This window comes from Microbacterium flavescens, from assembly GCF_018588945.1.
Lineage (GTDB): Bacteria > Actinomycetota > Actinomycetes > Actinomycetales > Microbacteriaceae > Microbacterium > Microbacterium flavescens.
The window spans coordinates 284,804-309,537 of sequence record NZ_JAFIWA010000002.1; the positions used below are offsets into that span (position 1 = coordinate 284,804).

Below are 24,734 nucleotides of genomic sequence, written 5' to 3' on the forward strand. Positions count from 1 at the left end.
ATAGGAGGTGAGTGTGGCCGAGACCCGCGCATGGCAGCTCGTGCTCGAGCGCATCGAGACCGAGCTGCTCGACGGCCGGCTTCGCCCTGGCGAGCGACTTCCTCCCGAGCGCGAACTGGCGGCCACCCTCGGCGTCGGCCGGTCGAGCGTCCGTGAGGCGCTCAGGGTGCTCGAGGTCATGGGCCTCATCCGCACCGGGACCGGGTCGGGGCCCTCGTCGGGCGCGATCATCATCGCCACGCCCCAGGGCGGCATGTCCGCGCTGCTGCGGCTGCAGGTGGCTGCTCAGGGCTTTCCGCTCGACGACGTCGTGCACACCCGCCTCGTGCTCGAGTCGGCCGTCGTGGAGGCGCTCGCGTCCGACGCGGGCAGCGACACGGGCGACGCGCGCGCCGTGGCCGACGCCATGGACGCCCCCGACCTCACCCCAGCCGAGTTCCTCGCGCTCGACGCCCAGCTGCACCTGGCCTTGGCCGAGGCATCCGGCAATGTCGTCATCGCCGCCATGATGGCGGGCCTGCGCACGGCGATCGAGTCGTACGTGCAGGCGGGTGCGGCTCGGATTTCGGATTGGGATGCCGCGGCCACCCGCCTGCGGATCGAGCACCGCCGCATCCTCGATGCGATCGACGCCGGCGACGCCGCCGCGGCCGGCACCCTCCTCCACGACCACATCACCGGGTACTACGCCGAAGCAGGCCTGGCCCGCGTGAGCGACTGACTCGCCAACTTTCCCTCAGACAGAAGGCTCTTCCGATGGTCCAGCGCCAGCTCCCCAACCCCGCCGAACTGCTCGAGCTCATGAAGTTCAAGAAGCCCGAGCTCGACGGACGCAAGCGCCGCCTCGAGTCGGCGCTCACCATCGCCGACCTGCGCAGGATCGCCCAGCGCCGCACGCCCAAGGCCGCGTTCGACTACACCGACGGCGCCGCCGAGGGCGAGCTGTCGCTCTCGCGCGCCCGCCAGGCGTTCGAGGACATCGAGTTCCATCCCGGCGTCCTGCGGCCGGCGCCCGCCGTCGACACGTCCGTCCAGATCCTCGGCGGCCCGAGCGCTCTTCCGTTCGGCATCGCCCCGACCGGGTTCACGCGGCTGATGCAGACCGAGGGCGAGGTCGCCGGCGCATCGGCGGCCGGCGCGGCCGGTATCCCGTTCACGCTGTCGACGCTCGGCACGACCTCGATCGAAGGGGTGAAGGAGGCGAACCCCCACGGCCGCAACTGGTTCCAGCTGTACGTGATGCGCGATCGCGAGATCTCGTACGAGCTGGCCCGGCGGGCAGCCGCCGCCGGATTCGACACCCTGCAGTTCACGGTCGACACCCCTGTCGCCGGCGCGCGGCTGCGCGACAAGCGCAACGGGTTCTCGATCCCGCCGCAGCTCACGCTGGGCACGATCATCAATGCGATCCCGCGGCCGTGGTGGTGGTACGACTTCCTCACCACCCCGAAGCTCGAGTTCGCCTCGCTGTCGACGACCGGCGGCACGGTGGGGGAGCTCCTGGATGCCGCGATGGACCCGACCATCAGCTACGACGACCTCGCCGTGATCCGCGACATCTGGCCCGGCAAGATCGTGGTGAAGGGCGTGCAGAACGTCGAGGACTCGGTGCGCCTCATCGACGCCGGGGTCGACGGCATCATCCTGTCGAACCACGGCGGACGCCAGCTCGACCGCGCGCCCATCCCGTTTCACCTGCTGCCGAAGGTCGTCAAGGAGGTCGGTCAGGACGCGACCGTGATGATCGACACCGGCATCATGAACGGCGCCGACATCGTGGCGTCGATCGCACTGGGGGCGAAGTTCACGCTGATCGGGCGTGCGTACCTCTACGGGCTGATGGCGGGCGGGCGCGAGGGTGTGGACCGCACGATCGCGATCCTGCGCAGCGAGATCGAGCGCACGATGAAGCTCCTGGGCGTGTCGACGCTGGACGAGCTCGAGCCGAAGCACGTCACGCAGCTGCAGCGGCTCGTTCCGGTCGCCGCACCGGGGGCACCGTCGCGCACGCCGCGGGCCACCAAGGCCGCCATGGCCACGTCCGGCACCTCGCGCAGCACGAAGGCCAACCCGGCTCCGCCGGACATCGAGGTCAGCTGAGCGGATCGATCAGACGGTGGGGCGCTCGGGAAGCGCGGGGAGCAGCGCTTCGAGGAACGCCGCAGTGTCCTCCCACCCTTCGACCGCCTGGCAGGTGACGCCCATCGCGAGGACCGGGTAGTCGTTGCCGTCGGGGTCGAGGCGGTCGCCGACGAACAGCATGTCGTCGAGCGAGATGCCGGTCTGCTCGGACAGCTGTCGCATGCCGTAGGCCTTGTCGATCCCGCGGTGGGTGATGTCGACCGACGTCGACCCGCCGGAGCGGACTTCGAGGTCGGGGATGCGCTCGGCCACGGCCGCGCGCAGGAGGCTCTTCTTCTCGCCGGTCGGATCCCACGCGGTCTTGGCGTGGAGCGGCGCGCGCTGACCGAGCGCCGAGAACGTGATCTGCGACCCGCGGTCCTCCAGGATGTCGCCCCAGGTCTCGGCCTCCCAGAGTCCCAGCCGGCGCGCTTCGCCTTCGACGGCCGCCAGCGCACGCAGCTTCTGGTCTTCGGTCAGGCTGTGCGCGTACACCGTCGTGACCCCGTCGGGGGTGAGGCGATAGTACTGCGTGCCGCAGGTGGGCAGGAGATGGAGCCGCGCGAGAGCGGCGGGCGAGGCAACCGGCAGCCTGTCGACGACCTGCGTCGTGAACTGCGCGAGCTGACCGCCCGAGATGATCGCCACCTCGACGCGCTCGGCGAGCGCGACCAGCAGTTCGCCGATGCGCGGGTCGATCTGGCTCTTGGAGGGGGCCAGGGTGTCATCGAGGTCGAAGGCGACGAGGAGCGGCGGGCTTCCTTCGGTCACGGCGGTTCTCCTTGCTGGACTCATGGAAGAGGCTCCGCCTTCCGGCGGAGCCTCTTGTCGGTCGGGGTGACAGGATTTGAACCTGCGGCCTCTTCGTCCCGAACGAAGCGCGCTACCAAGCTGCGCCACACCCCGTTTTGCAACCCCCCGAGTCTACCCGATGGAGGGGGGTGCTCCGAACCGCCGTCGTCGAGGATACGCGAACGCGGTGGCGCCGAGCGTGAGGACGGTCACGCCCGCCCCTGCGATCGTGCGGATCGCGTTGGGCTGTATGCCGGTCTTCGCGAGTCCGGGCGGCTCCGGCGGCGCGGGCGGGGCAGGAGGGGTGTGGGGAGTGCCGGGCACGGGCGGGATCAGCGTCGTCGACGGGGAGGGCTCGGGCGTCGGTGTGGGTGTCGGCTCGGGCGTGGGCGTGGGCGTGGGCTCCGGGTTGGGCGTCGGAGTCGGGGTCGGCGTCGGGGCCGGTGTGACGGTCGATGTCTCCGCCGCGATGCCGCACACGCCCAGGTGGACGACGGCCCCGCTGCTGTCGATCGCGCGCTCCTGCCAGTAGTAGGTGCCCGCGTCCGCGACGGCAGGGGCGGTCACTATGACCTCGCCCGGCAAGGTGACGCGCTGAAAGGGCGACGACCAGACCAGGCGCTCTTCCACGCACGTGTCCGCTGCGGCGACACCGTCGACGGCGCGGTAGAGCGCGGACCCGACGTCGAGTCCGGCCGAAGGTACCGGGCCGTCCACGACGATCGTGTCGCTCACGGCCTCGCCCGCCATCGCCGCAGCCTGGGCGCGCGACGAGATGCCCGGCACCATCGTGATCTGGGTGGCGACGCCGAAACGCTCCTTCCACGCGTAGCCGCGGGGGAGCCGCAATGCGGCCGCATCGGGCTGGGCCGACGCGCGGATGGTCCATACCGCGACGTAGTACCCGGGCTCGTCGGCCCGCCAGTCCGAGACCACGCGGTAGGGCGCCCGGGGTCCTCTGGAGCGGTCGGTGACGAGTTGCAGTTCGCCCACCTTGACGGCGCCGGCCGGAACCTTCGTCGATGGCGTCGGCTCCTTCAGCGTGCGGTAGACCGTCGCGGACACCCGGAGTGGCAGGTACGATCCCCGCGCGTCGCGCGGCCACTCGCCCTCCTCCACGCGCACCGTTACCTCATCCACGAACGGACCTCCGGCCGAGTACGCGGACGCCACCTGGGTCGTGATCACCGGCACGAAGCCGGCGGCGCGGGGCGCGGCATCCTTCCCCCTCACCGTGAACGAGGACGTGCCTCCCGGGCCGGCGGTGTCCTGGCCGCCGGACGTCGTGTAGTGGCGCACGGCGGGCGCCACGCCGGTCTCGAAGCGTCCTGATCCGGTGACGGTATGCGGTCGGCCGGGCTTGCCCGACGCGGACCGGAGGGCGTAGGCGACACCCGAAGCCGCCCCGCTCAGCGTCGCGGTGCCGGTCTTCGCGAAGACCGCGCCCTTCAGGGTCAGCGTGCCGGTCGCCGCGGTCGTCGTGCGCGCGGTCACCGTCCCTGTCCACGGGTCGTCGGGATCGGTCGTGAAGATGAGTTCGCCGCTGGCCTTGGCGGGCGCCCGCACCGCGCGGGCCTCGTCATAGTAAGCGACGGCGCGCTCCTGGATCGCGGCGTTGTGTCGCGGCGACAGCGCCGAGAACGTCCAGTTCACGGCGCCGGCGAGCGAGTCTCCGCGGTAGCCGTAGTGGTGGAGCGTGGCATTCCAATCCGCGATCGCCTTCACCGCCCACGCCACCGACGCGGCCTGCACCGGGTCGCCGGTCTGGCCGTACTTCGTCACGAGCAGGTTGATCCCCGCGAGCTGCTGCGCGCTGAGCCCGCGCACCGAGGTGCGCACACCGTGATCGGTCGTCGGCCCCGTCGGCGCGGGCGCGCCGGGAAGGATGCAGTACGTGTGGACGCCGTCGACCAGCATCGAGCCGTGCCAGCCGTACGCCGACACCGGTTCCCACGCGCCGAAGCCCACGCCGCGCGCGGCCGCCTGGGCAGGTGCCGCCGGCAGTATCACGGACGCAGCGATGAGGGCCGCGACGATCGCCACGATGAGCGTGGCGGGGCGGTAGCGGGCACGGGCGCAGCGATCCATGTCGACTCCTCTACTCGAGACGTCGACGATCCTGTTCGATCGCGAGGGAACATCGACGGCCGTCGCACCGCACTGTGGCGGCGGGAGCGCGCGTGGGCGCTGGGGAGGAGGCGCTGGTCAGCGTCAGCCGGCGGCGGTGAGCGTGATGAGGGATGCCTCGGGCCGGCATCCGAATCGCACGGGCGCGTAGATCGAGTGACCGAGTCCGGCGCTGACGTTGAGCGGCACCGAGCGGTCGAGTCGAGTCCACTGGCTCAGGCCACGCGCCTGGCGGAGGGGGATGTCGCAGTTGGCGACGAGTGCCGCGGGAGAGCCCGGAATGCGCACCTGCCCGCCGTGCGTGTGTCCGGCGAAGATCGCGTCAGCGCCGAGGTCGACGAACTCGTCGAGCACGCGACGGTACGGCGCATGCGTGACGCCGATCATCGGCACGGTGGGGTCTTGACCCCGCAGCTGCTGGATCAGATCGGGCAGCACCTCGAGGCGGTCCCAGCCGCGGTGCGCGTCACTGACTCCGAACGCGTCGAGCCGGCGGCCGGCGACCTCGAGCGTGCCGACCGCGTTGTTGAGGTCGATCCAGCCGAGCTCATCGGTGAGGTAGCCGTCGAGAGCCTGCGTGTCGAGCGGCTCCCATGCCTGCTCGGCTCCGCCCTTGGACGGGCCGAGGAAGTACTTGAACGGGTTGCGGGGCGAGGGTGCGATGTGGTCGTTGGAGCCGTGCACGAACGCGCCCGGAATACCGCGCAGCGGGTCGAAGGCTGCGCGCAGGCCGCGCAGGCCGTGCTCATGCCCGATGTTGTCGCCCGTGTTCACGATGAGGTCGGGCTCGAGGTCAGCCAGCGCGGCCATCCACCGCTGCTTGCGGTGCTGCCACGGCGCCATGTGGGCGTCCGAGAGATGCAGCACGCGCAGGGGAGCGGAGCCCGGGGGCAGAAGCGCCACTTCGTGGAAGCGCACGGTGAAGAGGTACCGCTCGATGGCGATGCCCCAGATCGCCGCCGCCGCGCCGACCGCCCCCACCGCGCCGAGCGCGGTGAGGGCGGTGCGTGGGCCGCTCAGGACCACTAGTCGTTTCCGCGGCCGTTGCCGCCGCCGCAGTCCGGAGAGGCGTAGTTCACGGTGATCCCGGTGTTGCGGTTGGTCACGGAGCCGCCCTTGGGGCTCGTGCTCGTCACGCGTCCTTCGTTGTCGACCTTGCCGTCGGGCTTGCACTTGCCGACCTGCACGTTGCCGAAGCCGGCCTGACGCAGTTGCGAGATCGCACTGTCCACTCCCATGCCGACAACGTCCGGGACCGTGAGACCGAGCCCGTTGCTCGGGCTGATGGTGATGGTCGATCCGCCGGCGACCTTGCCCGCTCCGGGGTTCTGACTGACGACAAGGTCCTTGGCCTGATCGGAGTCCACGGCTGGACCGACGATGACATCGAACCCGCGGCCCTCAAGCTCGGCCCTGGCCTGTTCGACGGAGAGCCCGACCACGTTGGGCAGATCGGTGAGGATGAACTTCGTCAGCTCGCTGTCCGCCTGGGCGAACGGACCCCCGCCGTACGCGGCATTCGCCGCCGCCTGCACGCGCCTGGCGATCTCGTAGCGGACCTGGTAGAGAGCCCTCCCGTGCTGGTTGTAGGAGTTGAAGACGTCACCGCCTCCGTCGGCGTTGCCGACCCAGGCCACGGTGGCGACCTTGGTGCTCGATTCGACCATCCACGTCTGGATCTCTTCGTGCGTTCCAGTTTTGCCGATGAGGGGCGTGCCGTCGTACGGGTTCCCCTGGTTGCCCGTGCCGCCGTCCATGACGCCCTTCAGGGCGTAGGCAGCGGTGGCGGCGACCTTGGGCTCGAGCACCGGCGTGCACTTCCGCTCCGGCTTCGGCAGGTCGTTCCCGTCGGCATCGGTGACACGGTCGATCGCCTGCGGCTGGCAGTAGACACCGTTGTTGGCCACGGTCGCGTAGGCGCTGGCCATCGCGAGTGGCGACACCGCGTTCGTGCCGATGACGGAGTTGAGGTTGTCCATCACGACCTCTTCGCCGTTCGGCTGAGTGACTCCCATGCGCGTTGCGACCTTCTGGATGTCGCACAGGTCGAGCTTCTCTGCCATGGCGAAGAACCCCGTGTTGAGCGAGTCCGCGGTGAAGCGAGTGGGGGTGCCGTAGTACCCGCCGTTGCCGCCGAAGTTCTTGGTCGGCTTGTCGGTCGGGTTCGTCCATGTCTCGCCGCACACCGTGAGGTTCTTGAAGAGTCGCACGCGGCCATTGAGGGTCTCGTTGACGGAGTGGCCCTTCTCGAGCCAGTCGATCAGCGTGAACAGCTTGAACGTCGATCCCGCCGGGAAGCCGCCGGAGTTGCCGAACTTCTTGTCACCGGCGAAGACGAGCGACGAGAAGTTCGGGTCGCCTGCCGCGGACGCGTCCTCGTTGAATTTCGTGTTCTGCGCGATCGCGAGGATGCGCCCTGTCGTCGCCTCAACGCTGACAGCTGTCGATCCGAAGCGGCCCTTGGAGGGCACAGTCTTCCCGGTCGGCATGTCGACCGACGTGGGCGCGACATCGGTCATCGCGCTCTCGGCGGCCTTCTGGATGCGCGAGTCAAGAGTCGTGTAGACGTTCAGACCACCGCGCGACAGCGTCTCCTGGCGCTCCTCGGGCGTCTCGCCGAAGGCGGGGTCGTTGAGGATGACGTACTTGACGTACTGGCAGAAGTACGCCGCGCCGCCGGCCGACCGGCAGCCGGTCTTGGCCGGATTGATCGCCGGCGTGATGGGCCACGCAGCGGCCTCGACATACTGCTCCCGGGTGATCTTGCCGTCGTCGAACATGCGGCTCAGCACGTAGAGCTGGCGCACCTTCGTCGAGGTGTAGCCGTCGGCCGCCGCCAGTCGCTGCTCTTCGGTGATCTCGCCGGACTGCACGAGCGAGTCGAGCACCCGGATGTTGGCGCCCTCGTCGATGACGCCGTCCGGCGCCTTGTTGAACGCGGTGCCGTCGGCTCCGAAGATCGACCCGCCGGGCTTGTCGATGCGGTAGTTGTTGGGGTTCTGCACCATGCCGGCGAGCGTGGCCGCCTGGGCGACCGTGAGCTTCGCCGCCGTCGTGCCGAAGTAGTAGCGCGCCGCGGCCTCGATGCCGTAAGTGGTGCCGCCGAAGTTGGCGATGTTGAAGTAGCCGAGGAGGATCTCCTCCTTCGAGTACTTCTGCTCGAGGGCGATGGCGTAGCGCATCTCCTGGAGCTTGCGCATGTAGCCCTCGTCGCCCTCTGCCGTCGTGGCATCCTGCCAGCACTGCTGCAGGGCTTCGTCGCGCGTGACGGCGACGATCTTCTGGCCCGCCTCGTCGAGGACGGGCTCGCCCTTCTCGTCGACCTCGTACTCGACGTCGGCGTTCTGCTCGCACTTCTGGATGAGGACGTTCTTCACGTACTGCTGGCTGACGGTCGAGCCACCCTGGGTCTCGCCGCCTCCCTGGGCGTTGGAGAGGATCGCTCGGGTGGTTCCGATCAGGTCGACGCCGCCGTGCTGGAAGTAGCGCGGGTCCTCACTGGACAGCAGCGCGTCGTACATGACAGGGGAGATCTGGTCGTACTTCACCGGCGTGCGGTCCTGCTCGAGGAACTTCGCCAGCAGCACCGGCTTGCCCGAGTCGGAGTCGGTGGCGTAGAAGTTGCTCGGCAGCATCAGATCGTCGATCTCGAGGACGCTGGGCAGGTTGTCGAACATCGTGATGGCGCTGGTCGCAGCGGCACCAGACAGCGCGATGGCGGGGGTCACCGTGGCGGCGACGAGAACACCCGCGACTGCGCTGAGGCCTACGAGGCCGGTGATCCCACCGAGCACACCGCTAGCCGTTCGTTTGGTATCAGGCATAGGGTTGATCGTAAGGGAATTACCTGGGCGATTCCCTGACGGACGTGCGCCCACGCGGGTGTTTCCCAGTCTTCACCAGCCCGATTCCGCTCGCCGACTCGAGGAGCCGCGATGACGACGTGGGAGTATCTCACCACGCCCCTTCTGATCCACAACACCGCCGCGATCCTCAACAACTGGGGCAAGCAGGGCTGGGAACTCGTGCAGGTCGTGCCGGGTCCCGAGGGTGGGCTGGTGGCCTATCTCAAGCGCCCCAGCGGCGGTGGAGTGGCGAATGCCGGACTGGATGCCGCGGCCCAGGCATCCCAGCAGTTCGAGGGGAACTGACCCGGTGACCGTCTCGCAGAAGCTCGCAGACCTGGGCATCTCGCTGCCCGATGTCGTCCCGCCGGTCGCCGCCTACGTGCCCGCCAAGGCGCACGGCGACCTCGTCTTCACCGCCGGCCAGCTGCCGATGGTCTCGGGCGCGCTGCCCGCGACCGGCAAGGTGGGGGAGGGCAGCGGGCTCGTCCCGGCGGCCGACGCCAAGGAGTACGCGCGCCAGTGCGCCCTGAACGCGATCGCCGCAGCCGCCGCGGCCGTCGGCGGGGTGGACAGGCTCACCGGGGTCGTGAAGGTCACCGGGTTCGTGGCATCCGTCCCCGAGTTCACCGGGCAGCCGGGCGTCATCAACGGCGCGAGCGAGGTGCTCGGCGACGTCTTCGGCGACGCCGGCCGCCATGCGCGCTCGGCCGTGGGCGTGCCCGTTCTGCCGCTCGACGCTCCGGTCGAGGTCGAGGTCGTCTTCTCCTTCGCCTGACCCTGCCCCGGTCCTCATCGGCCCCACCACTCCTCGCGAAACCGCAACGGTGCACCGAGACCGCGCCTACTGGCTGCTGTCTCGGTGCACCGTTGCAGTCTCGCGGAAGGATGGGGGCGGGCCGGGAGGGCCGGGCTACCGGACCTGGGCGGAGATGACGCTCATCACGGCGGTGTCGGCCAGCGTCGTGGTGTCGCCGACCTCCCGGCCCTCGGCGACGTCGCGCAGCAGGCGGCGCATGATCTTGCCCGAGCGGGTCTTGGGCAGCTCGCCCACGATGTAGACGTCGCGCGGCCGGGCGATCGGCCCGATCTGCTCGCCGACCCACGCGCGCAGGGTCTGTCCGAGGCCCTCGACCGTGTGCTCGTCGAGGTAGGACTGCTTGATGATGACGAATGCGACGACGGCCTGGCCGGTCGTATCGTCCGACGCGCCCACGACGGCGGCCTCGGCGACCGCCTCGTTGCCGACCAGCGCCGACTCGATCTCGGTGGTCGACAGCCGGTGGCCCGACACGTTCATGACGTCGTCGACGCGGCCGAGGAGCCACACGTCGCCGTCGTCGTCGAGGCGTGCGCCGTCCCCGGCGAAGTAGTAGCCCTGCTTCTGGAACTTCTCCCAGTAGGTCTCGACGAACCGCTCCGGGTCGCCCCAGATGCCGCGCAGCATCGCCGGCCATGGTTCGGTGATGACGAGCAGCCCGCCGTTCCCGTTGCCCACGTGCGAACCGTCCTCGTCGACGACGTCGACCGAGATGCCCGGCAGGGGCACCTGAGCCGCGCCCGGCTTCGTCTCGGTCACGCCCGGGAGGGCCGAGATCATCATCGCGCCGGTCTCGGTCTGCCACCACGTGTCGACGATCGGCGTGGTCTTGCCGCCGATGATCTTGCGGTACCACATCCATGCCTCGGGGTTGATGGGCTCACCCACCGAGCCGAGCAGACGCAGCGACGAGAGGTCGAACTGCTTGGGGACCGCGCGCCCGATCTTCATGAAGGAGCGGATGGCGGTGGGGGCGGTGTAGAGGATGCTGACGCCGTACTTCTGCACGATCTCCCACCAGCGACCCGGGTGCGGGCTGTCGGGCGTGCCCTCGTACATGACCTGGGTCGCGCCGTTGGCGAGCGGGCCATAGGTGACGTACGTGTGACCGGTGACCCAGCCGATGTCGGCGGTGCACCAGAACACGTCGGTCTCGGGGTGGATGTCGTGCACGACCTTGTTGGTGAACGCCGCCTGCGTCAGGTAGCCGCCTGACGTGTGGAGGATGCCCTTGGGCTTTCCGGTCGTGCCGGAGGTGTAGAGGATGAAGAGCGGGTTCTCGGAGGGGAACGGCTTCGCCTCGTGATCGACGGATGCCTGGGCCACGACGTCGTGCCACCAGAGGTCGCGGCCCTCGGTCCACTCGACGTCGTTGCCGCCGCGCTTGACGACGAGCACGTGCTCGACGGTCTCCTGCGCACCCTGTCCGCGGTCGCCGAGGGCGAGGTCGACGGCGGGCTTGAGTGCCGACACCTTGCCCTTGCGGTAGCCGCCGTCGGCGGTGATGACGAGCTTCGCCCCGGCGTCGTCGATGCGCGCACGCAGGCTGTCGGCCGAGAACCCGCCGAAGACGACGGAGTGGATCGCGCCGATGCGCGCCACGGCGAGCATCGCGGCGACGGCCTCGGGGATCATCGGCATGTAGATGGCGACGCGGTCGCCGTGCCCGATGCCGAGCCCTTCGAGCACGTTCGCCAGCCGCTTCACCTCGTCGGTGAGCTCGGCGTAGGTGACGCGCCGGTCGTCGCCGGGCTCGCCCTCCCACAGCAGCGCGACACGGTCGCCGTTGCCCGCCTCGACGTGGCGGTCGAGGCAGTTGTAGGCGACGTTGAGCTCGCCGTCGGGGAACCACTCGGCGAACGGCGGATTGGACCAGTCGAGCACGCGCGTGAAGGGCGTGTGCCAGTGGAGGTCGCGCGCCTGGTCCGCCCAGAAGCCCTCGCGATCGGCGGCGGCGCGCGCGTACAGGTCGGCGGTGGCGACCGCCTCGGCGGCGAATCGCTCGGACGGCGCGAATCGGCGGTCCTCGTTCAGCAGGTGATCGATCTGGCTGCTCATTGAGCGCGCTCCTTTGCGGCGGGTGGGCGAGTGCCGGTGCTCCGGCGAGTCTGTCGAGAAATGTAGTTCCGGGTTTCCCGGGTGACTACCCCCGTTAGTAGGTGAGCCGAATTCTTCGACTCGACCGATATATGAGTGAGAAGGCTCTCATGAAGTGTTTTGCGAGGACCCCTTCCTCGCATATGCTGTCCAGCGGCCGAACATCGATTCTGGCATTGCGGCACCCAAATCACCCCCCGAAGTGGTGTGTCGCACGTGGCGGCATCCCATTCCCCCCATGGGATGCCGCCCCTGTTTTTCCGGGAGCTTGTGCGCCGCCCCTCCTCCCCAGGTCGGCGATCCTCCGCGCGCTTCCCAGAACGACCGTCCGGACGCCGCCGGTACGGCGGGCGCTCGTAGCTTCGATCGCATGCCCGAGCCCTTCGTCGTCCGCCCGCGGACCGCTCCGTTCGTGAGCGATGGCCCCGTGCGGTCGGCGGTGGCGCCGGCACGTGTTCTCGAGCCGAGCGCGCCGTGGATCCCGGCTGCGCCGGCGGTCCGCGCGCGGGTGAGGCCGCGGCATCCGTCGCTCGAACCGCTCGCCGAGTACCTCGACGATCCCGACGTGACCGACCTGTTCGTCAACGGCGCGGCCGGCCTCTTCGTCGACCGGGGCTCGGGGCCGAAGCGCGAGCCCGCGTGGCACGCGAGCGAAGAGAACGTGCGCGAGCTGGCGGTCGCGCTCATCGGGCTCGGCGGGCGGCACATCGACGACGCGACCCCGTGCGTCGACGTCCGGCTCGACGGGGGCGTTCGGATCCACGCCGTGCTTCCGCCGGTCGCCGCTCAAGGCACGGCCATCTCGATCCGGGTGCCGAGGCTCGATCGGCCGAGTCTCGACGACCTCCACGCCGGCGGCATGTTCGGCGACGAGGCGCGCGCCGGCCTCGACGACCTGATCGCTCAGCGCGAGAACATCCTGATCACGGGAGCGGCGGGCGCCGGCAAGACCACGCTGCTGGCGAGCCTGCTGAGCGAGGCGCCTCCTCACGAGCGGATCGTCACGATCGAGGACGTCGCCGAGCTGCGGATCGACCATCCTCACCACGTCAGGCTCGAGGCGCGGCAGGCCAACCTGGAGGGAGCGGGGGCGATCGGGCTGGCACGCCTGGTGCGCGAGGCGCTGCGGATGCGGCCCGACCGCCTCGTCGTGGGCGAGTGCCGCGGAGACGAGGTGCGCGAGCTGCTGTCCGCGCTCAACACCGGCCACGACGGCGGTGCGGGCACGCTCCACGCCAACGGACTCCACGATGTGCCCGCGCGACTGGAGGCGCTCGGAGCCCTCGCCGGACTCGACGACCACGCGGTGGCGCGGCAGGTGGCGAGCGCGATCGGCTTCGTCCTGCACGTCGAGCGCGCGGAGGGCAGGCGTCGGCTCGGCGGGATCGGCCGTCCGCGCGTCGACCCGGCGACGGGCCGGCTGACGATCGAGGAGCTCGCGTGGGACGCACGGTGACCGGCGCGGCCGAGAAGGTCCGGCCCGGTCCGTCGGTCGCGTCGGCCGCCGCCGAGACGGTGCTGCGGCTCGCGGTGCTGTTGCAGGCGGGTCTCTCGCCGGCTCGCGCGTGGGAGCACCTCGCCGAGGCGGGCGATGCCGCTGCGGTCCGCGTCGCGGAAGCGCTGGGGGAGCGGATGCCGCTGGCCGACGCCATCGCGAGCGTCGCCGCTCCCGCTCCCCGGCGTCGTCTCCGGCGACATGAGGCCGGCCGCGACCCGTGGCCCGACGTCGGTGCGGCATGGCGGGTCGCCACCACCGTCGGCGCTCCGCTCGCGGAGAGCCTGCGCGGGCTCGCCACGGCGCTGCGCGACGCGCAGGAGGCGGCCGACGATGTGCGCGTCGCGCTCGCCGAGCCGGCGGGCACCGCACGGCTCATGGGGTGGCTCCCGATCGTGGCGGTCGCCCTCGGAGCCGCGCTCGGGTTCGACACGCTCGGAATCCTCGTGGGCCGGCCGCTCGGCGTCGCATGCCTGGTCGGCGGCGTGATCCTCATCATCGCGGCGCAGCGGTGGAGCGCTCACCTCGTGCGCCAGGCCCGCGTCGAGAGCGGCGTCCCCGGCCTCGACGCCGAGCTGCTGGCGATCGCGCTGAGCGGCGGCGTCTCGATCGAGCGGGCGACGGCGATCGTCGCCGGCGCCGGTGGAGAGAGAGCGGATGCCTCCACCGGCGCCGTGCTCGCGCTGTCGCGTTCGGCCGGTGTGCCCGCCGTGGAGCTGCTGCGCGCGACGGCGGCGCTCGCGCGACACCGGGCGCGGATCGACGGACGCCTGCGGGCCGCCCGGCTGTCGTCGCGCCTCCTCCTTCCGCTCGGAGTCTGCACACTGCCCGCATTCCTGCTTCTCGGCGTCGCGCCGATGCTCCTCAGCGTCATGTCCACGATGCCGCTCACGTTCTGATGCCTGCACCGGCATCCCCGACCGTGCCCACGACACACCGAACACACCCGACAGGAGAACCCGATGACCCTTCCCCTTCTGACCGCCCGCCGTGCGGCGAAGCTCTTCGCCGACACCCACGCCGACGATACCGGCGCCGCGACGGCCGAGTACGCGATCGCCACCATGGCGGCCGTGGCGTTCGCCGGGCTGCTGGTGGTGATCATGCGCAGCGACGAGGTGCGCGGCATCCTCACCGATCTCATCCGCCGCGCCCTCACGGTCGCGTGATCCGCCGCAGGCTCGGCGACGACCGCGGGTCGGTCGTCGCCGAGTTCGCGGTGGCTCTACCGGCGCTGATCGTCGTGCTCATCGTCGGTGTCGGCGTGCTGGCCGCCGGTGCGCGGCAGGTGCGACTCCAGGATGCGGTGGCCGACGCCGCCCGTCTGGCCGCCCGAGGCGAGCCCGCCGGTCGGGTCGGTGCCGTCGTCGCCTCCGTCGCGCCCGGCGCTGTCGCCTCGGTCGAGCCGCGCGGCGACCTGGTGTGCGTGACCGGCACCGTGGCGGCGGCGCTTCCGCTTCCGTTCGCCCTGACCGCGACGAGCTGTGCGCTCGCAGGAGGCCTCTGATGCCCGGTTCGACGTTGACCGTCGGCCTGATCGGCGCCGCGGCGGTGCTCACCGTGGGGCTCGCGACGGTCGGGTCGGCGTCGGTCCTCGGGCAGCGGCTCGCGGGTGCCGCCGACGCCGCAGCGCTCGCCGCCGCCGATGCCGCGTCCGGTGCCGTCACAGGCGTCCCATGCGAGCGCGCCGCCGAGATCGCCGCGGTCGCGGGCGTCGCGCTGGAGGCCTGCGAGCTTGACGAGCTGGTGGCCACCGTGACCGTGTCGGCCCGGTTCGGCATCCTCCCGGCGACGGCGTCGGCACGCGCAGGCCCACCGTCATGAGGCCGGCTCACAGCGACCACTCCGATAACCGGCGTGTATGGTTTGCGACGAAGAAAGGACGCCCCCGTTGGCAGAAGGCAAGAAGCTCGTCATCGTCGAGTCACCGACGAAGATGAGGTCGATCCAGGGTTACCTCGGCGACGGCTACGAGGTGCTCAGCTCGGTCGGGCACATTCGCGATCTCGCAGACAAGAAGGACATCCCGGCCGACAAGAAGCAGGCGTACGGCAAGTACTCCATCGACGTCGACAACGGCTTCACGCCCTATTACGTCGAGAGCGAGCGCGGCCGCAAGACCGTCGCCGAACTCAAGCGCGCGCTGAAGGGGGCGGAGGAGCTCCTGCTCGCCACCGATGAAGATCGCGAGGGCGAAGCCATCGCGTGGCACCTCCTCGAGACCCTGAAGCCCAAGGTTCCGGTCAAGCGGATGGTCTTCCACGAGATCACCAAGGACGCCATCCAGGCCGCCGTCGAGCACACGCGCGAGCTCGACCTCGCGCTCGTCGACGCCCAGGAGACCCGCCGCATCCTCGACCGCCTGTACGGCTGGGACGTCAGCCCCGTGCTCTGGTTCAAGGTTCAGCAGGGGACGTCCGCCGGGCGCGTCCAGTCCGCCGCGACCCGCATGGTGGTCGAGCGCGAGCGCGAGCGCATGGCGTTCGTTTCCGCCTCCTACTGGGACATCGAGACCCTCGCTCTCCCCGCCCGACCGCAGGGAGCAGCCGAGTCCTTCGCGGCCCGTCTCGCCCGCGTCGACGGCGCGGGCCTGGCACGCGGCACCGACTTCGACGACCGCGGTGAGCTGAAGAAGGCCGTGCTCGTCCTCGACGAGGATGCGGCGCGCGAACTCGCCGCTGCGATCGAGGCTGCGGGCGAGGCATCCGTCACCTCCGTTGAGGCGAAGCCGGGCACCCGCGGCCCGCGCGCGCCCTTCACCACGTCGACGCTGCAGCAGGAAGCCGGCCGCAAGCTCTCGATGAGCGCGAAGCACGCGATGAGCGTCGCCCAGCGTCTCTACGAGAAGGGCTTCATCACCTATATGCGCACCGACTCGACGGCGCTGAGCACGCAGGCCGTGAAGGCGGCGCGCGAGCAGGCCGTCGCGATGTACGGCGAGAAGGCCGTGCCGCTCAACCCGCGGGTCTACGCGAGCAAGAGCAAGAACGCGCAGGAGGCGCACGAGGCGATCCGCCCGTCGGGCGATGTCTTCCGCACTCCGGCATCGGTCGCCGGCGAGCTCGACCGTGACGAGCAGCGCCTGTACGACCTCATCTGGAAGCGCACGATGGCCAGCCAGATGTCCGACGCGAAGTACGAGACCACCACCGTCACGCTGAGCGTCGACGCGGGCGGCCGTCGCGCCGAGTTCACAGCGTCGGGCACCGTGTACACCTTCAAGGGCTTCCTCGAGGCATACGAAGAGGGCAAGGACGAGAAGCGCGGCGACGCCGATAAGGCCGACGACCAGTCGCTGCCCGCCCTCGCCGTCGGCGACGTGCTCCGGCTGAAGGACGTCGAGCCGAAGGGGCACGCGACCAGCCCGAAGCCCCGCTACACCGAGGCGAGCCTGGTCAAGGCGCTCGAGGAGAAGGGCATCGGCCGTCCGTCGACCTTCGCGAGCATCATCGACGTCATCCTCAATCGCGGCTACGTCACCAAGCGCGGCCAGGCGCTCATCCCGAGCTGGCTGGCGTTCAGCGTCGTGCGGCTGCTGGAAGAGCACTTCGCCGACCTCGTCGACTACGACTTCACCGCCGCACTCGAAGACGACCTCGACGCCATCGCGCGCGGCGAGCAGAAGCGCGAGGACTGGCTGAAGGAGTTCTACTTCGGCTCCGACGAGCAGGTCGGCCTCCGCAACATCGTCGACAACCTCGGCGAGATCGACGCCCGCGCGCTCAACTCCACGCCGATCGGCGACGTCGCGACGCTCCGCTTCGGCAAGTACGGTCCGTACCTCGAGATCGCCAATGCCGAGCAGCCCGACGGCGAGCCCCGGCGCGTGAACATCCCCGAGGATCTCGCCCCCGACGAGCTCACGCCCGCCAAGGCGCAGGAGCTCATCGACGCCCCCGTTGCGGGCGACCGCGTGCTGGGCGAGAACCCTGCCAACGGCAAGCTCATCGTCGTGAAGGACGGCCGGTTCGGGCCGTACGTGCAGGAGACCGACCCGCCCGCGGCCGAAGAGGTCGACGAGCGGACGGGCGAGGTCGTCGAGGCACCCGCCGCGGAGCCCGCGCCGAAGAAGCGCGGGGCGAAGAAGGAGGCGGCGCCCAAGCCGCGCACCGCGTCGCTGTTCAAGTCGATGTCGGTCGACACGATCGACCTCGACACCGCCCTGCGGCTGCTCGACCTTCCGCGCGTCGTCGGCGTCGACCCCGAGTCGGGCGCCGAGATCACCGCGCAGAACGGCCGGTACGGCCCGTACCTCAAGAAGGGCACCGACTCGCGCACGCTGCAGAGCGAGGACCAGCTCTTCGACATCACGCTCGAGGAGGCGCTCGCCGTCTACGCGCAGCCGAAGTACGGCGCCCGCGGGGCGAGCAGCGCCCTCAAGGAGTTCGAGAACGACCCGGTGAGCGAGAAGCCGATCAAGGTGAAGGACGGCCGGTTCGGCCCGTACGTCACCGACGGCGTCACCAACGTGACCATTCCGCGCGGTCAGACGCCGGATGACATCACGTATGAGATCGCCGTGCAGATGCTCGCCGAGAAGCGGGCGAAGGGTCCGGCTCCGAAGCGCGCCACGACGCGGAAGACGACGAAGAAGGCGCCGGCGAAGAAGTGACCGCTGCAGGGCACCCCGGGCTCTTCATCACGTTCGAGGGCGGCGACGGCGCGGGCAAGACCACGCAGGCGTCGCTGCTCGAGGAATGGCTGACGGATGCCGGGCACGCCGTCGTGCGCACGCGCGAGCCAGGCGGCACCGAGGTCGGCACGCTCATCCGCGACATCGTGCTGCACCACCGCGGCGAAGTCGCACCGCGCGCCGAGGCCCTCCTCTACGCCGCCGACCGCGCCCACCACATCGAGACCGTGGTGCGCCCCGCGCTCGAACGCGGCGACGTCGTGATCCAGGACCGCTACCTCGACTCGTCGATCGCCTACCAGGGCGCGGGCCGGATCCTCGGCCGCGACGAAGTGCGCGACCTCTCGCTGTGGGCGACCGCCGGACTCCTTCCCGACCTCACCGTGCTGCTCGACCTCGACCCGACGGTCGCACGTCAGCGGCTCGACGCCGACGACAAGCCCTTCGACCGCCTGGAGGCGGAGCGCGAGACCTTCCACGTCCGCGTCCGCGAGGAGTTCCTCGCTCTCGCGGCCGCCGAGCCCGGCCGATTCCTGGTGCTCGACGCGACCCTCGCGCCGGCCGAGCTGGCCGCCACGGTGCGCGAGCGCGTGGCCGGCGTCCTGGGGTGAGCGGACGGCTGCGTCCCTCCCCGCGACTAGGCTGACCAGCATGGAATCCACGGCGAGCACAGCGCCCTCGAGCGCTCTCGCGGAGGTTCCGTGGGGGGCGGTCTGGGGGCAGGACGCCGCCGTCGCGATGCTGCAGGACGCGGCATCCGATCCCGCCGCACTCACCCACGCCTGGCTCATCACCGGCCCGCCCGGGTCAGGTCGATCGACGCTCGCCTACGCGTTCGCAGCGGCCCTCATCGCCGAGCCGGGCGACGAGAACGCGATGCGCCAAGTGCTCGCCGGCACCCACCCCGACCTCGCCGCGCTGCGCACCGAAGGCGTGATCATCTCGATCAAAGACGCCCGCGCGCTCGTCGAGCGCTCGTACTTCTCGCCCTCGCTCGGCCGCTACCGCGTCATCGTCATGGAAGACGCCGACCGCATGGCCGAACGCACGTCCAACGTGCTGCTGAAGGCCCTCGAAGAGCCGCCCGAGCGCACCGTCTGGGTGCTCTGCGCCCCGAGCGACGCCGACCTCCTGCCCACGATCCGCTCCCGCGTGCGCACGCTTCGGCTGCGCGAGCCCGACGTCGCCGACGTCGCACGCCTGATCGTCGAGCGCACCGGAGCCGACGCCGCGACGGCCGAGCAGTCCGCCCGGCACGCCCAGCGCCACATCGGCATGGCGCAGCGATTGGCGACGGATGCCGCGGCCCGCGCCCGCCGCGACGACACGCTGCGCGCCGTCCTGCGCGTGCGCGGCGTCGGCGATGCGGTCGACGTGGCGGGGCGCATCGTGCAGGCCGCGACCGAAGACGCCAAGGCGCTCACGGCCGAACGCGACGAGGCGGAGCGCGCCGGTCTGCTGCGCACCCTGGGCATCGCCGAGGGCGCGGCAGTGCCCCCGGCCGTCCGCTCACAGCTGTCGGCACTCGAAGACGACCAGAAGCGGCGCGCCACTCGCAGCCTGCGCGACGGCATCGACCGCGTCCTCACCGACCTCGAGTCGATGTTCCGCGACGTGCTGATGCTGCAGTTCGGGCGCGACGCCGACCTCATCAACCGCGAGCTCGAACCCGACCTCCGCGCGCTGGCCGAAGCCTGGCCCATCGATCGCACGCTCACCGTCGTCGACCGCATCGCCGAGACGCGCGAGAACGTCGAGCTCAACGCCGCGCCCACGCTCGCCCTCGAGAGCATGCTCGTCACCGTCGCGAGCGGAAGGACCCCGTGAAAACTCCCCGTCGCGCCCGTCGCGTCTCCGCCGCCGTCGCCGGGCTCGTCGCCGCGTCGCTCGCGTTGAGCGGATGCCTCTACGCGATGATCCCCGAGAGCACCGGCCCCGCCTCCACAGCGAGCCCGGAGCCCGACACCGAGGGCGTCGCCGCCGACCTGCTGCCGTTCTACGGGCAGGAGCTCGACTGGGCGGACTGCGGTGACGGGCTGGAATGCACGACCGTGACGGCCCCGCTCGACTGGGCCGAGCCGTCCGCGGGCGAGATCGAGCTCTCCGTCATCCGCAGCCGCGCGACGGGCGGCGAGGCGATCGGGTCGCTCCTGACGAACCCGGGCGGTCCCGGCGCGAGCGGCGTCGGCCTCATCCGCGACTCCCTCGAGTTCGCGGTGGGCGAGCCGTTGCGCGAGCAGTTCGACGTGATCGGCTTCGACCCGCGGGGCGTGGGGGAGTCGACCGCGGTCCGCTGCTTCGACGCGCCGGAGATGGACGCGTACCTGTTCGACATCCCCGAGAACGAGCGGGGGACGGATGCCTGGGCCGACGAGCTGCGCGAACGCCACGCCGGGTTCGCCGAGGCGTGCGACGACAACAGCGACGGCATCATCCCCTTCATCACGACGGAGAACTCCGCCCGCGACATGGACCTGCTGCGCGCCGTCCTGGGCGACCGCGAACTCCACTACCTCGGCTATTCGTACGGCACCTTCCTCGGAGCGACCTACGCGAAGCTGTTCCCCGAGAAGGTCGGCCGCCTGGTCCTCGACGGCGCGGTCGACCCCGCCATCTCGAGCCTCGACGTCGACGTCGTGCAGGGGGTCGGCTTCGAGTCGGCGCTGCGCGCCTACATGGCCGACTGCCTCGAGGGCAGCGACTGCCCGTTCCGCGGCACCGTCGACGATGCGATGGCAGACCTCGGCACGCTGCTGGCCTCGGTCGATCGCGATCCGCTCCCGGCGGCGGACGGCCGCATGCTCGGGGCCGACTCGCTCATGACCGGCATCGTGGCTGCGCTCTACTCGCAGGAGAGCTGGCCGTACCTCTCGCTCGCCCTGGAGTCCGCGCTCGAGGGCGATCCTGAGACCGCCTTCCTGCTCGCCGACTTCTACTTCAACCGCGAGAGCGGCGCCTACCTCGACAATCAGACCGAGGCGTTCCGCACCTACAACTGCATGGACTACCCGAACGAGGCGACGCCCGACCAGCTCGCCGCAGCCCGGGACCGACTCGCCGACGAGGCGCCCACGGTCGCGCCGTACTGGTTCGGCGTGAACCCCTGCACCGACTGGCCGTACCCGCCCACCGGGGTGCGCGAGCCCATCGCAGCCGAAGGGGCAGCGCCGATCGTCGTCGTCGGCACCACGAATGACCCCGCCACCCCCTACGAGTGGTCGGTCTCGCTGGCCGAGCAGCTCGCCTCCGGCGTGCTCGTCACCCGGGAGGGCGAGGGCCACACCGGCTACAACAAGGGCAGCGACTGCGTCGACAGTGCCGTCGAGACCTACCTGCTCGAAGGGACCGTCCCGGAAGACGGGCTCACGTGCGGCTGAGCGGATGCCGCGGCATCCGCTCGACTATCGGCGAAGCACTCGGCGGGCCAGGGCGTTCCCGAGGAACTGGACGCCCTGCACGATGACGACGATCACGATCACGGCGGCCCACGTCACCCACGGATTGAACTGCTTGAACCCGTAGACGATCGCGAAGTCGCCCAGGCCGCCGGCCGCCACCGCACCGGCCATCGCCGTCATGTCGACGAGGGCCACGACGATGAACGTGTAGCCGAGGATGAGGGGTCCGAGGGACTCGCGCGGGATGAGGCGGAACAGGATGCGCGAGCGGCTGGCGCCGGCGGCGCGGGCCGCCTCGATCACGCCCGGGCGCACGGTGAGGAGGTTCTGCTCCACGATGCGGCTGATGGCGAAGAGCGACGCGATCGAGATCACGAAGACACCGAAGTTGGTGCCGATGCCCGGGATGCCGACGCTGCGCGCGAGCGGCTGCAGCGCTGTCAGGAGGATGACGAACGGGATGGGGCGCACCGTGTTGACGACGACGTTGAGCGTGCCGAACACGGCGCGGTTCGGGAAGAGGCTCCCGGCGCGCGTCGCGTAGAGCGCGACGCCGAGCACCAGACCGCCGAGACCGCCCAGCACGAGGCTGAACGTCACCATGTAGAGCGTCTCGGCGGTGGCCGCCCACAGCTCGGGGAGCAGGTCGATGAGCCTATCCACGGACGTCCTCCTCGATCAGCGGCGCGAACGCCGCGGCGGCGGAGATCGCGGCGTCGACGGCGGCGTCGTCCCCGCTCAGCGACAGCGTCAGGTGCCCGAAGACGCGGCCGCGGATGTCGTTGATGCCGCCGTGGATCAGCTCGAACCGCACGCCGTGCGCCGAGAGAGCCGCGAACACGTCGGCCTGGGTGACGTCGCCGTCCCGCACGGTGAACGTGACGATGCGCCCCGGGTGGCGGTCGCGGAGAGTGCGCAGCTGCGCGCCGGCGGGGACGTCCTCGATGATGCTCGAGACGAAGCGCCGGGTCGAGGGATGCTGCGGTGCGGACAGCACGTCGAAGACCTCGCCGCTCTCGATGATGCGCCCCGCCTCCATGACGACCACGCGGTCGGCCAGGGTGCGGATGACGTCCATCTCGTGGGTGATGACGAGGATCGTGATGCCGAGCTCGCGGTTGACGCGCTGGAGGAGGCCGAGCACATCCTGCGTCGTGTCGGGGTCGAGCGCGCTGGTGGCCTCGTCGGCGAGGAGGATGCGCGGGCTCGTGGCGAGCGCGCGTGCGATGCCGACGCGCTGCTTCTGGCCGCCCGAGAGCTGCTCGGGATAGCTGCGCGCCTTGTCGGCGAGTCCCACGAACGTCAGCAGCTCGCCGACGCGGGTCGCGATCTCGGCTCGCGACCGCCCGGCGATCTCGAGGGGATACGCGACGTTCTTGGCGACCGTCCGGGAGTCGAAGAGATTGAACTGCTGGAAGATCATGCCGATGTCGCCGCGCAGCTCGCGCAGATCCCGCTCGCGCAGTCGCGTGACGTCCCGCCCGTCGATCTCGACGGTGCCGTGCGTCGGCGTCTCGAGGGCGTTCACGAGGCGCAGCACCGTGCTCTTGCCGGCTCCGGAGTAGCCGATGATGCCGCACACCTCCCCGGCGGCGATCTCGAGGTCGACGGCGTCGACGGCCGTGACCGGCGGGGCGTCCTTGGCCGGGGGCGGGAACGTCTTGGAGACGCCGCTCAGTCGGATGAGGCTCATGGTTCTTCCTGGGACGTGCGCGTGCGGCCCGCTCGGTTCGAGCGGACCGCACGACGCGACGGGCTCACTGGGTGGCGCGGACGTCTTCCTCGACGTCGGTCAGCGACGCGACGAGGTCCTCGGCGGGGGTGTCGACGAACACCGCGGTGCCGCCGGAGGCGTCCTGCACGCCGTCGAGCACCTCCTGGGTGTTCTGGTAGATCTCGACGAGCTTCAGGTACGTCGGGTTGTCGGCGTCCTCGGCACGCGCCGCGAAGATGTTCACGTACGGCAGGGCGTTCGGGTCGGACGGGTCGTCGACCGCGATCGCATCCTGGAAGCTGAGACCGGCGTCCGCGACGAAGTCGTTGTTGATGATCGCGGCGGCCACGTCGGGCAGCGACGTCGCCGTGAGGGCGGCGTCGAGCGCCTCGACGGTGACCTTCGACGACGGCTCGACATCGGCGACCGTGGAGAAGATCGACCCGCCGTCCTTCAGCTCGATGAGGCCGGCCGACTGCAGCACCAGCAGCCCGCGGGCCTGGTTGCTCTCATCGTTGGGCACGGCCACCGTGGCGCCCTCCGGGATGTCCTCGACCGACTCGTACTGCGACGAGTACAGCCCGAGCGGGTAGATCGCCGTGGCGCCGATGGGCTGCAGGTCGTCTTCGCTCGCGACGTTGTAGGTCGCGAGGTAGATCACGTGCTGGAACTGGTTGAGATCCAGCTCCCCGGCCGAGAGCGCCGGGTTCGGCTGCGTGTACTCGCTGAAGTCGACGAGCTCGACCTCGATGCCCTCGGCGGCGGCCGCCTCCTTGTAGGTCTCCCAGTAGGGGTCGCCGGCGCCCACGACGCCGATGCGGATGACCTCGTCGGTTCCCGCGGCGTCCGCACCTCCGGTCTCGGCGCTCGCGCCGGCGCAGCCGGCGAGGAGGAGGGCGAGCGGGAGGGCCGCTGCGGCTGCGATCGTGAACTTCTTGGACATGTGTGCTCCTGTGCGTCAAAGCCGCGACGGGGGTGGACCACAAGCACGATCGGGCGGACCGCGCTCGCTTCGTCGCGGTACCCGTCGACGCTACGTCGGGGCGGGAAGGGGTCCGAATCGACGCGTAACACGTCGACACCGGGCGGGCGGGGGCGTGTTCGCGAGCACCCCCGCGCTCCTGTAAGATCGTTGATCGTGCATCGCGCAAGCGAAGCGCGCCACCTTAGCTCAGTCGGCAGAGCGATTCACTCGTAATGAATAGGTCAAGGGTTCGATTCCCTTAGGTGGCTCACACCGGAGAGGCCCGCTTCTGGCGGGCCTTCTTCGTACCCGCATAAACGAAGAGGACCGATGCACTCCACGATCGACGCCGTCGTCGAGATCTTCTCGTGGGTGGGGTTCGGTCTGGGCGCCCTGGTCGCCGGCGTCGCACTGGTGATGTACCTCTTCGACGGCACCTGGCTGCCCACTCGCGGAGTGCTCGACGACGGTGAGCACGGCCGGGTCGTGCGGTGGTTCGACGAGGACGGCGGTGTCAACGAGGCGCACCTGACCCACGAGCAGGAGCGCGCCCTCGCCGGCAAGAGCATGGCCGACATCTACTACCGCCGCGGCGGTCGTGGCCGCATGCGCCTGACGCAGGGATCCCCGGCCGTGAGGGCGGTCGCGTTCCTCTCGCTCGGCCTGCTCGGCGTGGGCATCGTCGCGCTCGCCACGTCGCTCGTCCTCCTCTTCATCCGCGGCTGATC

Annotated in this window: 22 protein-coding genes and 2 tRNA genes; 15 read left to right on the forward strand and 9 right to left on the reverse strand. The window is 70.5% G+C overall.

The features are described 5' to 3' along the window. Positions 1-7: 7 nt before the first annotated feature. Positions 8-721: a FadR/GntR family transcriptional regulator gene (locus JX005_RS05030; protein ID WP_214466327.1), complete on the forward strand. Its 714-nt coding sequence runs from the start codon at positions 8-10 to the stop codon at positions 719-721. A gap of 35 nt (positions 722-756) precedes the next feature. After that, the gene (locus tag JX005_RS05035) at positions 757-2,100 is read left to right on the forward strand and encodes an alpha-hydroxy acid oxidase (RefSeq protein WP_214466328.1); all 1,344 of its coding nucleotides are present in this window, start codon (positions 757-759) and stop codon (positions 2,098-2,100) included. A 9-nt stretch (positions 2,101-2,109) separates the two neighbouring features. On the opposite strand, the gene JX005_RS05040 is transcribed toward JX005_RS05035, so the two are convergent. From JX005_RS05040 to JX005_RS05060, 5 genes are all read right to left on the reverse strand, one after another. Then, positions 2,110-2,892 (reverse strand): HAD-IIB family hydrolase, encoded by a 783-nt coding sequence (locus JX005_RS05040; protein ID WP_214466329.1) that lies wholly within the window; start codon positions 2,890-2,892, stop codon positions 2,110-2,112. Positions 2,893-2,953: 61 nt separating this feature from the next. Further along, positions 2,954-3,027 (reverse strand) — tRNA-Pro (locus JX005_RS05045). A gap of 18 nt (positions 3,028-3,045) precedes the next feature. Then, on the reverse strand, positions 3,046-5,001 hold the full coding sequence (locus JX005_RS05050; protein ID WP_214466330.1) for a hypothetical protein: 1,956 nt from the start codon (positions 4,999-5,001) through the stop codon (positions 3,046-3,048). 123 nt (positions 5,002-5,124) lie between these two features. Beyond that, a complete protein-coding gene (locus tag JX005_RS05055) occupies positions 5,125-6,060 on the reverse strand; it encodes a metallophosphoesterase (RefSeq protein ID WP_214466674.1) in 936 nt (311 codons plus the stop codon). Positions 6,061-6,065: 5 nt separating this feature from the next. After that, on the reverse strand, positions 6,066-8,864 hold the full coding sequence (locus JX005_RS05060) for a transglycosylase domain-containing protein (RefSeq protein WP_214466331.1): 2,799 nt from the start codon (positions 8,862-8,864) through the stop codon (positions 6,066-6,068). Positions 8,865-8,975: 111 nt separating this feature from the next. Between JX005_RS05060 and sp36 the strand changes: the two genes are divergently transcribed. Both sp36 and JX005_RS05070 read left to right on the forward strand, forming a co-directional pair. Further along, complete coding sequence (gene sp36, locus JX005_RS05065; RefSeq protein ID WP_214466332.1) at positions 8,976-9,191, forward strand: Sp36 family protein; 216 nt, start codon at positions 8,976-8,978, stop codon at positions 9,189-9,191. Continuing rightward, a complete protein-coding gene (locus tag JX005_RS05070) occupies positions 9,151-9,663 on the forward strand; it encodes a RidA family protein (protein ID WP_246533619.1) in 513 nt (170 codons plus the stop codon). The genes sp36 and JX005_RS05070 overlap by 41 nt, the downstream gene beginning before the upstream one ends. Positions 9,664-9,798: 135 nt before the next feature. Here the strand turns inward: JX005_RS05070 and acs are convergent, their stop codons facing one another. Next, positions 9,799-11,763, reverse strand: a complete 1,965-nt coding sequence (gene acs, locus JX005_RS05075) for an acetate--CoA ligase (protein ID WP_214466334.1) — start codon at positions 11,761-11,763, stop codon at positions 9,799-9,801. Positions 11,764-12,172: 409 nt separating this feature from the next. On the opposite strand from acs, the gene JX005_RS05080 reads away from it, so the two are divergent. The 9 genes from JX005_RS05080 (at position 12,173) to JX005_RS05120 (ending at position 21,307) form a co-directional block, all read left to right on the forward strand. After that, a complete protein-coding gene (locus JX005_RS05080; protein ID WP_214466335.1) occupies positions 12,173-13,258 on the forward strand; it encodes a TadA family conjugal transfer-associated ATPase in 1,086 nt (361 codons plus the stop codon). Continuing rightward, positions 13,243-14,196, forward strand: a complete 954-nt coding sequence (locus JX005_RS05085; RefSeq protein WP_307858497.1) for a type II secretion system F family protein — start codon at positions 13,243-13,245, stop codon at positions 14,194-14,196. The genes JX005_RS05080 and JX005_RS05085 overlap by 16 nt, the downstream gene beginning before the upstream one ends. A 63-nt stretch (positions 14,197-14,259) precedes the next feature. After that, complete coding sequence (locus tag JX005_RS05090) at positions 14,260-14,466, forward strand: DUF4244 domain-containing protein (RefSeq protein ID WP_214466336.1); 207 nt, start codon at positions 14,260-14,262, stop codon at positions 14,464-14,466. Further along, positions 14,463-14,804, forward strand: coding sequence for a TadE family type IV pilus minor pilin (locus JX005_RS05095; RefSeq protein ID WP_214466337.1), 342 nt, complete (start codon positions 14,463-14,465; stop codon positions 14,802-14,804). Before JX005_RS05090 ends, JX005_RS05095 begins: the two co-directional genes overlap by 4 nt. Next, positions 14,804-15,121: an Rv3654c family TadE-like protein gene (locus JX005_RS05100; RefSeq protein ID WP_214466338.1), complete on the forward strand. Its 318-nt coding sequence runs from the start codon at positions 14,804-14,806 to the stop codon at positions 15,119-15,121. Before JX005_RS05095 ends, JX005_RS05100 begins: the two co-directional genes overlap by 1 nt. Positions 15,122-15,188: 67 nt before the next feature. Next, positions 15,189-17,909: a type I DNA topoisomerase gene (topA, locus tag JX005_RS05105; protein ID WP_214466339.1), complete on the forward strand. Its 2,721-nt coding sequence runs from the start codon at positions 15,189-15,191 to the stop codon at positions 17,907-17,909. Beyond that, positions 17,906-18,541 (forward strand): dTMP kinase, encoded by a 636-nt coding sequence (gene tmk / locus JX005_RS05110; RefSeq protein ID WP_214466340.1) that lies wholly within the window; start codon positions 17,906-17,908, stop codon positions 18,539-18,541. Before topA ends, tmk begins: the two co-directional genes overlap by 4 nt. Before the next feature lie 40 nt (positions 18,542-18,581). Further along, positions 18,582-19,757 (forward strand): DNA polymerase III subunit delta', encoded by a 1,176-nt coding sequence (locus JX005_RS05115; protein ID WP_214466341.1) that lies wholly within the window; start codon positions 18,582-18,584, stop codon positions 19,755-19,757. Then, positions 19,754-21,307 (forward strand): alpha/beta hydrolase, encoded by a 1,554-nt coding sequence (locus tag JX005_RS05120; protein WP_307858498.1) that lies wholly within the window; start codon positions 19,754-19,756, stop codon positions 21,305-21,307. Before JX005_RS05115 ends, JX005_RS05120 begins: the two co-directional genes overlap by 4 nt. Positions 21,308-21,331: 24 nt before the next feature. Here JX005_RS05120 and JX005_RS05125 read toward each other — a convergent pair whose 3' ends face one another. The 3 genes from JX005_RS05125 to JX005_RS05135 all read right to left on the reverse strand — a co-directional run bounded on the left by JX005_RS05125 (position 21,332) and on the right by JX005_RS05135 (position 23,985). Continuing rightward, complete coding sequence (locus tag JX005_RS05125; protein ID WP_214466342.1) at positions 21,332-21,991, reverse strand: ABC transporter permease subunit; 660 nt, start codon at positions 21,989-21,991, stop codon at positions 21,332-21,334. Beyond that, the gene (locus JX005_RS05130; protein ID WP_214466343.1) at positions 21,984-23,021 is read right to left on the reverse strand and encodes a methionine ABC transporter ATP-binding protein; all 1,038 of its coding nucleotides are present in this window, start codon (positions 23,019-23,021) and stop codon (positions 21,984-21,986) included. The genes JX005_RS05125 and JX005_RS05130 overlap by 8 nt, the downstream gene beginning before the upstream one ends. 64 nt (positions 23,022-23,085) lie before the next feature. Further along, positions 23,086-23,985: a MetQ/NlpA family ABC transporter substrate-binding protein gene (locus JX005_RS05135; protein WP_214466344.1), complete on the reverse strand. Its 900-nt coding sequence runs from the start codon at positions 23,983-23,985 to the stop codon at positions 23,086-23,088. A gap of 217 nt (positions 23,986-24,202) precedes the next feature. On the opposite strand from JX005_RS05135, the gene JX005_RS05140 reads away from it, so the two are divergent. Beyond that, positions 24,203-24,275, forward strand: a tRNA-Thr gene (locus tag JX005_RS05140). Positions 24,276-24,336: 61 nt separating this feature from the next. Continuing rightward, positions 24,337-24,732 (forward strand): hypothetical protein, encoded by a 396-nt coding sequence (locus JX005_RS05145; protein ID WP_214466345.1) that lies wholly within the window; start codon positions 24,337-24,339, stop codon positions 24,730-24,732. The last annotated feature ends 2 nt before the right edge of the window (positions 24,733-24,734 follow it).

Coding starts and splice junctions, on each gene's coding strand:
- JX005_RS05130 (WP_214466343.1), bottom strand. CDS start 23,021: ATGAGCCTCATCCGACTGAGCGGCGTCTCCAAGACGTTCCCGCCCCCG.
- JX005_RS05100 (WP_214466338.1), top strand. CDS start 14,804: ATGCCCGGTTCGACGTTGACCGTCGGCCTGATCGGCGCCGCGGCGGTG.
- JX005_RS05090 (WP_214466336.1), top strand. CDS start 14,260: ATGACCCTTCCCCTTCTGACCGCCCGCCGTGCGGCGAAGCTCTTCGCC.
- JX005_RS05145 (WP_214466345.1), top strand. CDS start 24,337: ATGCACTCCACGATCGACGCCGTCGTCGAGATCTTCTCGTGGGTGGGG.
- JX005_RS05050 (WP_214466330.1), bottom strand. CDS start 5,001: ATGGATCGCTGCGCCCGTGCCCGCTACCGCCCCGCCACGCTCATCGTG.
- JX005_RS05115 (WP_214466341.1), top strand. CDS start 18,582: ATGGAATCCACGGCGAGCACAGCGCCCTCGAGCGCTCTCGCGGAGGTT.
- JX005_RS05070 (WP_246533619.1), top strand. CDS start 9,151: ATGCCGCGGCCCAGGCATCCCAGCAGTTCGAGGGGAACTGACCCGGTG.
- JX005_RS05135 (WP_214466344.1), bottom strand. CDS start 23,985: ATGTCCAAGAAGTTCACGATCGCAGCCGCAGCGGCCCTCCCGCTCGCC.
- JX005_RS05060 (WP_214466331.1), bottom strand. CDS start 8,864: ATGCCTGATACCAAACGAACGGCTAGCGGTGTGCTCGGTGGGATCACC.
- JX005_RS05080 (WP_214466335.1), top strand. CDS start 12,173: ATGCCCGAGCCCTTCGTCGTCCGCCCGCGGACCGCTCCGTTCGTGAGC.
- JX005_RS05035 (WP_214466328.1), top strand. CDS start 757: ATGGTCCAGCGCCAGCTCCCCAACCCCGCCGAACTGCTCGAGCTCATG.
- sp36 (WP_214466332.1), top strand. CDS start 8,976: ATGACGACGTGGGAGTATCTCACCACGCCCCTTCTGATCCACAACACC.
- acs (WP_214466334.1), bottom strand. CDS start 11,763: ATGAGCAGCCAGATCGATCACCTGCTGAACGAGGACCGCCGATTCGCG.